General features: G+C 56.6%; 13 protein-coding genes and 2 pseudogenes. 7 read left to right on the forward strand and 8 right to left on the reverse strand.

Going from position 1 to position 12,478, the window contains the following annotated elements; genetic code table 11:
- The 5 genes from I5W_RS26795 to I5W_RS33765 all read left to right on the forward strand — a co-directional run.
- The coding region (locus tag I5W_RS26795; protein ID WP_044531548.1) for an asparaginase at positions 1-631 on the forward strand (631 nt) is incomplete at its 5' end.
- Between the two features lie 9 nt (positions 632-640).
- Positions 641-1,801, forward strand: coding sequence for a transporter substrate-binding domain-containing protein (locus I5W_RS26800; RefSeq protein ID WP_017450068.1), 1,161 nt, complete (start codon positions 641-643; stop codon positions 1,799-1,801).
- Between the two features lie 4 nt (positions 1,802-1,805).
- Entirely contained in the window at positions 1,806-2,447 is a 642-nt protein-coding gene (locus I5W_RS26805; protein WP_181459101.1) for an ANTAR domain-containing response regulator, read from the forward strand.
- Between the two features lie 574 nt (positions 2,448-3,021).
- Positions 3,022-4,044 (forward strand): NAD(P)-binding protein, encoded by a 1,023-nt coding sequence (locus I5W_RS33760; RefSeq protein ID WP_252717246.1) that lies wholly within the window; start codon positions 3,022-3,024, stop codon positions 4,042-4,044.
- Positions 4,041-5,450: an FAD-dependent oxidoreductase gene (locus I5W_RS33765; protein WP_252717247.1), complete on the forward strand. Its 1,410-nt coding sequence runs from the start codon at positions 4,041-4,043 to the stop codon at positions 5,448-5,450. The genes I5W_RS33760 and I5W_RS33765 overlap by 4 nt, the downstream gene beginning before the upstream one ends.
- A gap of 173 nt (positions 5,451-5,623) precedes the next feature.
- Here I5W_RS33765 and I5W_RS26815 read toward each other — a convergent pair whose 3' ends face one another.
- From I5W_RS26815 to I5W_RS26835, 5 genes and pseudogenes are all read right to left on the reverse strand, one after another.
- The gene (locus I5W_RS26815; protein ID WP_044531550.1) at positions 5,624-6,019 is read right to left on the reverse strand and encodes a HEAT repeat domain-containing protein; all 396 of its coding nucleotides are present in this window, start codon (positions 6,017-6,019) and stop codon (positions 5,624-5,626) included.
- A 29-nt stretch (positions 6,020-6,048) separates the two neighbouring features.
- Positions 6,049-6,291, reverse strand: coding sequence for a hypothetical protein (locus I5W_RS31790; protein ID WP_159106159.1), 243 nt, complete (start codon positions 6,289-6,291; stop codon positions 6,049-6,051).
- A gap of 294 nt (positions 6,292-6,585) precedes the next feature.
- Complete coding sequence (locus I5W_RS29175; RefSeq protein WP_148289210.1) at positions 6,586-7,398, reverse strand: hypothetical protein; 813 nt, start codon at positions 7,396-7,398, stop codon at positions 6,586-6,588.
- Between the two features lie 100 nt (positions 7,399-7,498).
- Positions 7,499-7,924 (reverse strand): annotated as a pseudogene (locus I5W_RS26830) (site-2 protease family protein); the annotation flags it as partial.
- Between the two features lie 186 nt (positions 7,925-8,110).
- Complete coding sequence (locus I5W_RS26835) at positions 8,111-8,737, reverse strand: LpxA family transferase (RefSeq protein ID WP_044531552.1); 627 nt, start codon at positions 8,735-8,737, stop codon at positions 8,111-8,113.
- A gap of 589 nt (positions 8,738-9,326) precedes the next feature.
- Here I5W_RS26835 and I5W_RS26840 point away from each other — a divergent pair.
- Positions 9,327-9,518, forward strand: a complete 192-nt coding sequence (locus I5W_RS26840) for a hypothetical protein (RefSeq protein ID WP_252717248.1) — start codon at positions 9,327-9,329, stop codon at positions 9,516-9,518.
- A gap of 62 nt (positions 9,519-9,580) precedes the next feature.
- Here I5W_RS26840 and I5W_RS26845 read toward each other — a convergent pair whose 3' ends face one another.
- Positions 9,581-10,048 carry an AAA family ATPase gene (locus I5W_RS26845; RefSeq protein ID WP_017450078.1) on the reverse strand — a complete coding sequence of 156 codons (468 nt, stop codon included), beginning with the start codon at positions 10,046-10,048 and terminating at the stop codon, positions 9,581-9,583.
- Positions 10,049-10,090: 42 nt separating this feature from the next.
- On the reverse strand, positions 10,091-11,038 hold the full coding sequence (locus I5W_RS26850; protein WP_044531554.1) for a LysR family transcriptional regulator: 948 nt from the start codon (positions 11,036-11,038) through the stop codon (positions 10,091-10,093).
- A 139-nt stretch (positions 11,039-11,177) separates the two neighbouring features.
- On the opposite strand from I5W_RS26850, the gene I5W_RS26855 reads away from it, so the two are divergent.
- Positions 11,178-12,110 carry a DMT family transporter gene (locus I5W_RS26855; RefSeq protein ID WP_044531555.1) on the forward strand — a complete coding sequence of 311 codons (933 nt, stop codon included), beginning with the start codon at positions 11,178-11,180 and terminating at the stop codon, positions 12,108-12,110.
- Positions 12,111-12,115: 5 nt separating this feature from the next.
- Here the strand turns inward: I5W_RS26855 and I5W_RS26860 are convergent.
- Positions 12,116-12,478 (reverse strand): annotated as a pseudogene (locus tag I5W_RS26860) (PLP-dependent aminotransferase family protein); the annotation flags it as partial.

Below are 12,478 nucleotides of genomic sequence, written 5' to 3' on the forward strand. Positions count from 1 at the left end.
CAATGGTTCCAGCCCGGATTTTGACGGACCGCGCAATCTTCTGAATGCGGCGCGCATATGCGTCTGCCCCGAGTCGCGTGACATGGGCGTCATGATCGCCATGAACAACCAGATCAACGCCGCACGAGATGTCAGCAAGACCCATACTGCCGATGTCGAGACTTTCAAGTCGGGGGATTTCGGCGTGCTGGGTGTGGCCGATGAAGATCGCATCGTGTTCGCGCGCCGTCCGCTGCGCCGCCAATACCTTCCTCTGCTGGGCGGCACGTTGCCGCGGGTGGAGATCATTCCCATGTTCGGCGGCGCCAGCGGCGATCTGCTACGCGCTGCGGTCTCACTGGGTACACGCGGGATCGTGATTCAAGCGCTCGGTTTCGGCAACGTAAATGCCGCCCTGTACGAGGCCATTCGGGAGGCTATTGTTCAGGGCGTGACGGTCGTCATTTCCACCCGGGTGGCCAACGGCCGGGTGCTGCCATCCTACGGATTCGACGGCGGCGGAGCCACGCTCAAGGCGGCAGGTGCGATCTTTGCCGATGACCTCAGTGCACAGAAGGCGCGTATCCTGTTGATGCTCGGCCTGCAATCTACCCACGACGCGACGCAATTGCAGGCGTTGTTCGACCGATAAGGACAGCTCATGACCATCCATCCATCTGGAGACAAGCCGCCACGCCGGGAAGACGGCTGGCGCATCGGCGTGCTGTTTTCACGCTCGGGAGCGACGGGCGTGACCGAGTCCGAGCATTTTTTCGGGACTGCACTGGCCATTGAAGAAATCAACCAGCTTGGCGGCGTACTCGGCCGGCCGCTGATTCCGGTCGCCTACGACCCCAAGGGCGACATTACCGAATACCGCAAGCTGGTGACGCGGATGCTGCTGGAAGACGAAATCAACGTGGTCTTCGGGTGTTCCCGCTCGTCCAGCCGCAAAGCGGTGCTGCCGGTGATTGAACGCAATAACGCATTGCTGTGGTACTGCTCCTTCTACGAAGGTTTCGAGTATTCGCCGAACGTGATCTATACCGGTGCGGTACCCAACCAGAACAGTGTGCAGCTGGCCGCGTATTTGATGCAGAACAAGCGCACCCGCTTCTTCCTGGTGGGGACCGATTACATCTATCCACGCGAATCCAATCGCCTCATGCGTGACATGGTCGAACAGCATGGCGGCGAGGTGCTCGACGAAATCTACCTCCCCCTGGAAGCCGGGCGGGCGGAGCTGGAAGAGATTCTCACAGAGATCCGGGCAGCCCAGCCCGATGTAGTTTTTTCGACCTTGGTCGGCCAATCGGCGCGGCAGTTTTACCAGCTCTATCCGGGATTCGGCTTTGACCCCAAGGTCACGCCCATCGCCAGCCTGTCGATGGCAGAAGAGGAGGTGCGCTTGATCGGCCCCGAAATTTGCGCCGGCCACATTACCGCAGCGACCTATTTCGGATCCTTGGACAACGCAAGCAATCGACATTTCGTCGAGCTTTGGCGCAAGCGTTTCAATGACCGTCCCACCAGTACCTGGTCCGAGATGGCCTACACCCAGATTCATCTCTTTGCTCGGGCCTTGCAGCGTGCCGGCAGCCTGGACCGGCGCAAGCTGGTGGAGGCCACGCACGCTGTGTCCTTCGATTCACCCGAAGGCCGCATCAGCGTCGACGCAGAGAACAATCACTGTGCCCTCACCCCGCGCATCGGCATTTGCCGCAGCGACGGACAGTTCGATATTGCCTGGGAGGCGTCGGAGCCGGTCAAGCCGGATCCTTACTTGTCCACTTTCGGCTTTTCCGACTTTTGGCTGAGGTGAAATCATGGGACAAAGCCTACGAAGACTTTACGAAGACCTGCGCAGCATTTGCGTGGCCGTGGTCTATCCGCCAGGAGAGGATCGCGACGTCGTGATTCAGCAGTTACAGCGTATCGGCTGTCGTCTGCGCGTCATCTGGCCCAGCCCGGTTGAGCCGCCGGCAGGAGCCGATGTCATTTTCTTCCAGATCTCCCAGGAGCTGGAGGAGCGCACCGCATGGAATGCCAGCGCCGTGGACGCTGCCCTGGTGGCACTTTCCGACTATGAAAGCCCGACCACCTTGAAGCTGCTGCTCGATACCAAGGCGCACGGTGTGCTGACCCGCCCGTTCCGTTCACAGGGGATACTGAGTACGCTGGTACTGGCAAGGTCTTCCCAAGGATTCCAGCAACGCCAGCAGGCCAAGATAGACAAACTCGAATCGACCATCAAGTCACGGCGCCAGATTGAAAAGGCGATCCGGGTACTGGTCGACTATCAGGCGCACAGCGAAGAAAGCGCATACCAATTCATGAGGGAACGCGCTACCAGCCTGCGGGTAACGGTAGCCGAAGTGGCATCCATGTTGCTGGAGACGCAGGATGCGATGGAAAAACTGGGCTTTGTACCTGCCCCGAAACAAAAGAATGGCGGCCGCGGCAACTGAGGCTTCAATACCACGCCCCACCGCTGTTACCAAGCCGTTGCGCCTTAGCGAAGAGCGCTTGCTCAAGAGGGCGCTTGCCGACTGATGGGCAAAGTGGTTCCCCGGCCTCTGCGGTGCGGTTCTTTTCCACCGAAAGCGTCGCGCCCAAGTAAGGGATGGAACTGATCCATCTGGCCCGGCAACATAAATTCACAATCGCATCAACTTGTCACCTGTCTCATTCGCTATCTACGACGGCAACGGTGGCTTGATACGGTTGCGTTACCGCCCGTTTCCCTGAACCTCTATCGGCACACCCGACCTGTGCTCTTCGGGGCGGCGGTCTTATGGCTCGGTTTTATTATTTATATGATTTTACTTTCTCTCGTCGGGTTCTTCCTGTTGATCGTTTTTGCGTGTCGCCAAGGTGGGCGATACCCATCGTCCGGGCAGGCAATCTCGGTGCCGGACATGCAGAAAAACATCTTCCCAAATCTACCGAATTCCGAACCATCCATTTCCAGTGTCGCTGCCGGTGCCGCGTATCGTTGCGCAGGCGTGCAGACACTTCATCATTTTTCAAGACATCCATCCCATGACCAAAATCACTTCGGGCGCGGATCACTCCCTGCCCATCTCTGCTGCCGATGTACCGGCAGCCACAACCTCGACCCAGATCCCAACCGGGGATAGCACTTCGGCGGTCGCCAGCGGCTCCTCTGCCCGTATCGACAGCCCGGTGGCCAAACGCGCGCGCTTGTCAGTACTGATCCCCGCGCTCAATACCGAAGTCCTGACTGCAAGCGCGCCTGCCTGGCCCGCAGGCCGCGTAGACATGCGCGCGCATCTGCAGCGCATCAGCGGCGCAGCAGACGCTTCGCCCGACGAGCAAGCCCCGTTGTCTACGATCGGTCGGCCTCTTCCGCCGCTCAATCCACAATCGGTCGGGCGCTATTTCCAGGAAGTCGCCGGCCAATGGCCCAGTGAACGCGAAGACCTTGCCGATGCCCTCTGCCACAACCTGAGTGCGCTGGCCGATGGCCCCAAGCGCCAACAGCATCATCTGGAAATCACGCTGCACTGGCATTGCCTGAGTGAAGCCGAGAAACGCAATGTGCTCAATACGCTGGGCAGCGAGCAAAGCCACCTGTTGGGTGATACTGCAATCGACACGACCCCGGATGCCAAACTTTCACCTGTACGGGACTGGGTCGAACATACCGTTGTCAACATGAAACCTGACGAGGCCACCCGCTTGCTCAAGTCCTGCACCCCGACTGCGCAGAAAAATCTCGCCACGGTATTCAAGGGTGCCGGCGAGGACGCTCAAGTCAGGACGATGATCAAGCAACGCTTCGCCAGTTTGCGCATGACCATGCCGCTCGATCACATGTATGACTACACCGGGTTCTTCTGGGACAACAAGCGCAAGGTCGGTGAATTGCCACCGGGCGTGGCCGAGAATCTCAAAGTATGCGTGGTCGGTGCCGGTCCAGCCGGCATCATCGCCGCCGATGGGCTGAACCGGCTGGGCGTCAAGCCAGTCGTGCTCGAGCAGGCCGACAAGATCGGCGGTCGCATTGCGCCCGAAGGTGGCCACGCCAGGACGGCTCCATGAGTCCGACGCCGCTGCATCCGGGCGGGATGCGCTTCCACACCACGCGCGGCAACGTCTACTGGAGCCTGGCCGAACACTATCAGTTGCAACACGTGCCGTTTCCCAACTCAAGCTCGGTTCAGACTTCCTACATCATCGGCAATGAGGTGCACGAAGCCGAACCTGGCAAGTCGCCTGGCAATGCGGTCATGCAAAAGGTCGCTCAGGACGTCTTGCGCTCCATGACCGAACCTTTGCTGGCCCCCATTCGGGCCGCGCGCGACGCTGCCGACACCGCCTTGTTCCGCGAACTCTGTGATGCCGCCAAGAAGAAGTTCGATAGCCACAACTTCCGCTCTGGACTGGATACTCTGCTCAAAGAGAAAGGCATCGAATGGAACCAGAAGGAGTGGCAGACCTTCGGCGCTACCGGCATTGGTGTCGGTGGCTACGAGGGCTACTACAACACCGGCTTCCTGGAAGAAATGCGCTTCTTGGCGGACGAACGTCTGGAGGGACATGTGGCGCTGGTGGACGGCGCCGATGCACCGCTGTATGCGGTCCTTAACGATACCGAGGACCTGCCAGAGGGGGCGCAATCGCTGCAACAACAGCAGGCCATCCGACTTGGTGTCGAGGTGACCGGGATCAAGAAGAAGGATGGCAAGTACTACGTCAGTTCGCTGGACAAGCAAACCCAAAAGGTCAGCGTCGAATCCTATGACGAACTATTCTTCGCGGGTGGCCCGCGGGAAGCCGTGCGCTTGGGCCTGACTGGTCCCCAGGAAGGTTCGGAAGCGCTGATGCCTGAGGAATTCGCCAATGCCATGGAAAAAGCCAATGTCGTCGGCGCAACCAAGATGGCCATCAAGATCGCCAAGGACTTGATGAGCGGTGTGGAGCTTCCGGGCAACGTTCAGGCCAGCAAGTTGTTCCAGCAATCCTATCTGGTGCCGGCACTGCCCGGCAGCGACAATGCGGTGTTCTACCCCAGCTATACGCTGGGCGACAATGCCACCAAAGTAGCCGGTATGAGCGGTGATGAGCAGCTCAATAACTACATTCGTACACTGCGCGACATCGCCTCGCAGAATCCGGGGGATGCAGTCCACCAGAAACTCAAGAATCTCGCTGACGTTGTGGAGCAGAGCAAGCAGCGCATCTCCTATACCCACTGGAGCCTGACCAAGCATCAGTATGGTGCCTTCAAGATGGACGCCCCCAACCAACTGGACAACACACGGGTACTCTTCGGTGCATTGCTCAAGATGAGCGATGGCGCCATCTTCATCAACGAGGAAAACACTGCCGAGGGTGGCTTCGCCAGCGGCGCGGTCGCAGCCGCCATCAATGGCCTGCAGCAGATGGTGCTGCGTCGCGGCGGTTCGGTGCCGCCTCACTCGCCATTCCACCAAGAACTGCTGTAAGTCAACCTTTTGGATGGACCGGAACCTGCCCTCGGGCGGGTTCCTTGAGACCGCCCTCTGTCAACAGGCACGCCCACCCATAAGCTGCGGAGGCGCGACTACCGGATTGGCTAGACGACTCCCGTCTCCCACCACGGCACCGAACTTGGTGATGCCAGTGCGGATCTGTGCACTCAAGGCCAACCGTAAGTCATGGACCAATGTCTTAAGCCTTCTTGACCATATTCCCGCAAATAATGGTTCGCGTGCCGGGACAGGTACTCAAGAGCAAGACGAGACTCTAGCGTACCAATGCGGGCTAAGGCGTATGCACACTTACGTTGAAACTCGTGAAGACTCCCCCATTCCCCCGAGTCCACAATATATTGAGGAGGTTCTTCAACCGCTTTGACGAGCGTAGGAATGGCAGCAGGCTCGCCCAGAAGGCCAAGCTCAAACACTATGTCTTCATGAAAATCATGATCATCCATCGCCATTAGTTCAATCAAGAGCGGCACCCGAGATCTATCACTTTCAGGTAACGAGTTCAGCGCTGCGAAAGTGGCGAAGCTGCCTTCTGCGTTGCTCATCCAAAATCCTCCAGTGACTAGGAAAATTTTCACCGACCATCATACTTCTTTAAAATCGTGGCGATCCCAGATCGAGTAAAGCGTTCTTCTGGAGATGGAGATCGCGTCGTGCTATCTGGATAAAATTCACCAGCATCAAAAGCCAGAAAGACATCAAACAGAAAATCAGATATTGCCCCTTGTTGAGCGGCATATCCGAAGAGAACGTTCGCCACTTCATCTCCGACAGCAAAGTTTACGCCGCCATCAGCATATGCCTTGGCCAGTTCCAAGGCGCAGTTGTTCAGTCTGACATCCATTGGCAGATCTGAGAGTGCGCAGAAAACGCCAATATCTTCCGATGACAAGCGACGGGCTTTTTGCCTTTTCGATCAAATCTTTAAATTCCATGAGCCTTAGGTGGTGCTTATACATCGAATCGGCAATGACCGCTTCTAGCCCATCGCTGTCTCCACGGCCAACTCAGGAACACTCTAACCGTCCATGTAACATGGTCGACTGAGCGCTGTTCTACTTGACCGATGGGCCGAAAAATCGGGATTTCATTTTGCCGCTACTTCCGCATTTCATATCTCAACGACCCGTGACCCGACTGCATGTCTCGAGCTGACCTCGATCTGCCATTCGATGAACTCATCAGGAATGAAGCCATAACGTTCTCTGAATGAAACGGTCTCCATCCACATGAGTTCAGAATAGGTCTGCATCAAAGTTGAAGCATGAAGGAATTTCGATTGGGCCAAGTAGCTGTGAATGGCGTTCAATAGAATCGGAAAATCTCCATTTTCTTTTTTGCCACCAAACGAAAGTCTGAGCTCCGTCCTGGCCAGCCAAATTGGATCTTCCTTTGCCGATGGCAATGATGACTCCATCCCACAAAGCCAGCGCAAGGCCTTCAAGGGTCGTGCGCCAAAACATGGGGGAGAAATGATTGCGCGCAGAGCGATTTCGATAGCCTCCTCAATAGGACCTGCGCGAACGTATTGAGCCCATAGCAAAGACAAGGCATCGGTGTACTCCGGCAGGATGGTAGTGGCTTTTTCCAGATTCTTAATGATTACGTCCACCTCCCTCGACTCCTTGGCAGCGAAGAAGCAGGCGCGGGGAGAAGCGGCGTCATCCAACAATGTCGGTGGCTCAGGGTGGTCATCTGGAGCGGACTGAGTTGCTCTCAGAAACGAAGCAAGAGAAGAGTAGGCAGGTTGTATTGCCCAGGAATCATGCCAAGTTTCGACAACGATGGGTTCCAGCGTTTCCCGTCCAATCGGCCAATACAGTCCAAAGGTGTCACCGTTTCCTAATGAATTGTCGAAAAACGGTATAAAACCTAATGGCGGATAAGGTGTGCGGTGGATCCAGTTTCGATCCAAGGAAATCAAGTTCGACTGCTCTGGAACATGCATAGGAGAAAAGAGGCCTATTGATATAGTGGCAGCGAGAATGCATCGAGGCTAACACGCGGCACATCTGACTCCGAGATCAGGAGTGAAGCGCTCGCACGGTACCCAACATGTCATGTACGCCAAGCGTCATCATGGCAAGAAATGCGATCAACGCCAAGTAGCAAGCACTGTAGTTGAGCTTGGTCGAGGGCGAAACTCCGTAATAGCGCGCCTGGTCAGGATGACCTGGGTCGTAGTTCCAAGCCAGCCGAAGTTGCGGCAAAGCCAGGATCGCCACCAGGATCAGCATAGGGCTTGGATGGTAAGCGAACAGCGCTATCAATACCGGAACGCCGACGAACCATAGACGTGGAGACAACACCGCCGTAATACGGCAGCCGTCGAGGGGTGACAATGGGATGAGATTGAATAGGTTGAGGAAGAAGCCACTGTAGGAAATCGCCAGCAACAGCGTGCTGTCTAGCTGCCGCGCCGCGAAATAGCAGGCAAGCGCTGCATGAGTCTGTCACAGCGATGAGCTTTCCAAAGATATTGAACCTTAACTTTTTCTTGGCACTCCTTCATGTCCTCGCTTGTCCGCTTTAGGCCTTCTTTGACCTGCGGCATAGACTTTATCCCAGAGCAAACGTGCGAGCCAACCGTCCAGAGAAAACGATATTTTTTACTGGCCAATTTCGCTCATGGGTGTTTATGCCTGACCCGCATCCTCATCCAACAACGCCCCTCTCCCCACGATGGTACCCGGCCGTAGTAGCCCACCAGGCGCGACTACCGAATTGGCTCCTAGACGACTCCCATCTCCCACCACGGCACCGAACTTGGTGATGCCGGTACTGACCAGATCACCATCGACACGCACAGCAATATCCTTATCGACACGCTCATTGCGATGATTGCAGATCACGCTGCCCGCTTCGAGATTGACATCCCGACCGATGATGGAGTCGCCGATGAAATTGAAATGCGCCAACCGGGATTCTGCAAAGAGAAAGGACGACTTCAGCTCACATCCCGGGCCAATGGAGCAATTCGCATCAATCCAGTTACCGCCGCGAAGATAGGCATGGGCGCCAATGAATACGTCAGCGCTGATGATGACCGGTCCTTTCAGGATCACCCCTTGTTCAACCACGGAAGTGACGTGGATGGCGACTTCGTTCTCGATGCGGAATTGCGAAGGGTCGAGGTCTGCCAGCATTCGCCGCACGATCTGGTCGCTTTGCGCAGTCAGTTGCCATGGGAGGAGAGTTGCCCATCGGGAGAGTGAAGACTTCTCGATGGCAGCAATGAACTGTGAGAGGTGTACAGGTTGCATGATCGGTTAACTTTCGGGTCGCCGTTTGGGTAGCAATATCAGGCTAGTCATCGAGAACCTGTATTATCCTGCATCACAAGAAACGCAAGATTTTCCGCCATCGTGCCATCGCGAATCTCAAGCCTCGCTCTCCAGGTTTCAGTGAAAGCAAGTTGGCTAATGCAGCTCTTGAGTACATGACACGTGCCAAACGCTGGAGGCGTAAGACCATGGGCTTGTCCTCGGCGGCATGGTTGCCACTCAAATCAGCGCCCCAAAAATCAGTGACAAGCAGACTCGATTTTTTACGCCTTTGAGCCAGCGCTCGCAGTTTTCCCACAAGCGTCGGTTCGCTTCAAGCCAAGTAAAGCTGCGGTTACTAGGATAGCTTCTTCTCATGCACGTTTTGTCCATCTCTGTGATATCGTAATCGCCCTTCTACGCCAACAGCTAGCTCACCCTTCTGAGAACGGCCATCGATCAGGACATTCTCAACCGGTCGCAAGCCATCTCAGGCAGCAGTATTCTAGCCGCAGACGAAAAATCGGCCTGGAGCGTGGCTGTGAGCTATGGTTATGCAAGATTGACTCGGGTAGCAATGGAGAAGACGATGAAGAAGATCCCTCGCAAGTGGCGTGAACCTGCACTCATTTTCATTCTTGGTCTATTGGTGACAGTGAAATCGCATGGTCGCCCAGGACTGCTCGACATTGACGATCTTGAGCAGATGGCGATCGTGCTCACCGTCTGCGTTCTGGTTTTTCTTTTCCGTCATTGGCAAGAGACCAGGCAACGGCCCTAACCCATGCATGGGTCGAAATAAGTGAGAACCAGGCGATTTGATTCTAGAACGGCTGTCCTATCCTACTTAACAGAATGGAAGTCAGCGAGAATCAGTACCTCGCAGAAACCTTCAGCAAGCGAAGGTGGCTCGAAGATCCTGAAGACATTTTCAATCGCCTCATCCGGGACAACCTCGTCAACCGGTCTTTCCCTGTTACGCCGAAGCGCTGTTTCCAAAGCGACCTTGATCCATACCGCCGACACCTGAACTCCTGCTTTTGCGGCAATCTCAATGACCCTTGCTCGACGAAGCACTGTGGCAAAAGTCGAATCGACATAGATGGTATCCCCTGACTGCGACAATCGTTCCCTGACCCAGGTGGACTTGCCAGCCCCTTGCACGCCGAGAACCATGACTATCTGGCGCGGGCAAGCCTGAAGCGCTTCAGATAAATCCGTATACAAGCACTCCCATGCTGCAGCATTGCGTTCGGGGGTAAAGATGCGACCGGCATCTGTCTGCAAATAATGGTCGGGATTGAGATGCATAGGTTTGCCTCTGGTCTTCGTTTTAAGGCGCTTAATGATTAATCAAAATGCCTCTTCAACGGCGTGTTTCTGCGCGACTTGCAACTGCAAAGCCCCCACCAGATAGTCAATAAGCACCCGCATCTTGGGAGCGATATAACGAGACGCCGGGAAAAGCAGATAGGCCATCCCCTGATAGTTGATATCGAAGTTCCACTCCGGCAGCAGACGAACGACACGACCGGCAGCCACGGCTTCGTTGGCCACAAAATCGGGAACACAGCCCACACCAATGCCTGCTTCGATGGCCGCCAATCTCATTTCGCTGTGATTGACGGCGCATCGTCCTGCCACGATGATCTCTGCCGATTCGGTTCCTGAAACGAAACGCCAGCGGTTATCGCGCTCCTCCTCACCCAGAGTGAGGCAACTATGGCTCATCAAGTCTTCTGGATGATTGATCGCGCCATGGACTGCAAGGTAATCCGGGCTCGCCAGCACCAGTTGCCTTACCGGCAGCAGTGGCCGCGCCACCATGCCTTGCGGTGGAACATCGGTCAGGCGGATCACCAAGTCCACCCCTTCGCGCAGCGGGTCCACCGGCCGGTCAACGACCAGCAGATGCACATCCACCTCGGGGTAGCATTTCAGGAATTCCAGCAGTACCGGCTGCAGGATGCGACGGGCAAAGGCCTTGGGGGCGCTCATCCTGACCAGACCTTTGGGGGTACCTGCATGGCCTTCAGCGGCCAGGAGCGTGGCCCGTGCGGCAGAGACCATTTTGCGCCCGTGTTCCAGCACATCCAGTCCCGCGTCGGTCAGACGCAGCTGCCGCGTCGTTCGCTGAAACAGCGAGACGCCCATCATCTTTTCCAGCCGAGCCACTTGGCGGCTGACGGCCGAAGGCGTCATGCCTTGCTGGCGGGCTGCTTCAGAAAAGCTGCCGGCTTCCACGACTTGCACGAACGTGACTAGTTCATGCAATACATCGACCAGATCATTTGTTCTCATGCGGCACAACTCCTGTTCTTCATCCCCATCTAGTCAGACCTCCCCAGCCCCAAGACAATACACCAGCTGATTGAACAATCAACCCAGCCGGCAATGACATGCCAAGACACAAGATTCACAGTTCCAACCATGAGACCCCATGCATAAGCCCTTCGTCATACACTCTGAAACCGGGAACAGATATTGGCTGCTCCTCAAACCCGTCGAATGGCTGCTGCTCCTGGTCGCCGTAATCTGGGGCGGGAGCTATAGCGCCGCCAAGCTGGCCACGACCGAGCTACCCGTATTGCAGTTTCTTGTACTGCGTTTCGGTTTGACGTTTCTCTTGCTGGCACCCGCATTGCGCGGCATCACTTCAGTGGCGTCATGGAAAAGCTCACTGGCAGGCGCCAGCTTGCTGGGCGCCATTCTGCTGGCCATTTTTGTCTGCGAGACCTTCGGGGTAACGCAGACGACAGCCTCCAACGCCGCCTTCCTGATCAGTCTATGCGTGGTCTTCACGCCATTGTGCGAATGGCTTTTCCTGGGAGAGCGCCCGGACCGGGCAGCGCTGATGGCCTGTGGCTTGTCGTTTCTCGGCGCGGCATTACTGGCATTTCAGGGAGGCGGCGACCTTTCGCAATTGACGTTGGGCGACGGTTTGATGGTGCTGGCGGCCGTCCTGCGCGGGGTGATGGTCTGCCTGACACGCCGCCAAAGCCTGCGCTTCAAATTGCCCGCGCTCACCCTGACCGCTGTCCAGATGGGCGTCATGACCGTTGGCTCGCTCATGCTCATGACCCTCGCGCCCGGTCCAGGCTGGACGGCGATTCCGGCCACGCCGGCGTTCTGGTGGGCCATGGCTTTTCTTGTCTTGCTCTGTACGATCCTTGCCTTCTTCGTCCAGAACTATGCTGCGGCACGCACAAGTCCGTCACGCGTGGCCTTGCTGATGGGTAGCGAGCCACTTTGGGGTGCGCTCATCGCCGTCATCTGGATGAAGGAGCACATGTCCTTGCAGGGTTGGATAGGCGGCTTGCTGATCGTGAGCTCCACATGGCTGGTGTTGCGCCCTGGGCGTCGGTCACCTTAGGCGGCCTACAACCCCCGCAAAAAATCAAACAACTCCGGCACATCCGCATACCCCACATTGAAGCGGAAACTGGTCTTGTGCGGCGCCGACAGATGAAAGAAATCCCCCGGTGCCAGCCAGATCCCCTTCTGCCGGGCGCGGTCTGCAATCTCGCGTGCCGACAACTCGCACCCTTCGATGGTCGCCCAGCTGAACATGCCGCCGCGCGCTGCCCGTAAGGGGGTCAGCCCGACCTCGGTAAGCTTGGCATTCAAGGTCGCCTGGGCATTGAGCAAGGTGGCGTTGAGGGTCTGCACATGGCGGCGGTGATGACCTTCGNTCAGCACGTTATGCACCAGGCGCTCGTTGATTTCGGAGTTGGTCAACGT

Origin of the sequence: Herbaspirillum sp. B65 (assembly GCF_000333555.1) — a bacterium.
Taxonomy (GTDB): Bacteria; Pseudomonadota; Gammaproteobacteria; order Burkholderiales; family Burkholderiaceae_D; genus Herbaspirillum; species Herbaspirillum rubrisubalbicans.

Coding starts and splice junctions, on each gene's coding strand:
- I5W_RS26800 (WP_017450068.1), top strand. CDS start 641: ATGACCATCCATCCATCTGGAGACAAGCCGCCACGCCGGGAAGACGGC.
- I5W_RS26805 (WP_181459101.1), top strand. CDS start 1,806: ATGGGACAAAGCCTACGAAGACTTTACGAAGACCTGCGCAGCATTTGC.
- I5W_RS33760 (WP_252717246.1), top strand. CDS start 3,022: ATGACCAAAATCACTTCGGGCGCGGATCACTCCCTGCCCATCTCTGCT.
- I5W_RS33765 (WP_252717247.1), top strand. CDS start 4,041: ATGAGTCCGACGCCGCTGCATCCGGGCGGGATGCGCTTCCACACCACG.
- I5W_RS26815 (WP_044531550.1), bottom strand. CDS start 6,019: ATGAGCAACGCAGAAGGCAGCTTCGCCACTTTCGCAGCGCTGAACTCG.
- I5W_RS26835 (WP_044531552.1), bottom strand. CDS start 8,737: ATGCAACCTGTACACCTCTCACAGTTCATTGCTGCCATCGAGAAGTCT.
- I5W_RS26840 (WP_252717248.1), top strand. CDS start 9,327: ATGAAGAAGATCCCTCGCAAGTGGCGTGAACCTGCACTCATTTTCATT.
- I5W_RS26845 (WP_017450078.1), bottom strand. CDS start 10,048: ATGCATCTCAATCCCGACCATTATTTGCAGACAGATGCCGGTCGCATC.
- I5W_RS26850 (WP_044531554.1), bottom strand. CDS start 11,038: ATGAGAACAAATGATCTGGTCGATGTATTGCATGAACTAGTCACGTTC.
- I5W_RS26855 (WP_044531555.1), top strand. CDS start 11,178: ATGCATAAGCCCTTCGTCATACACTCTGAAACCGGGAACAGATATTGG.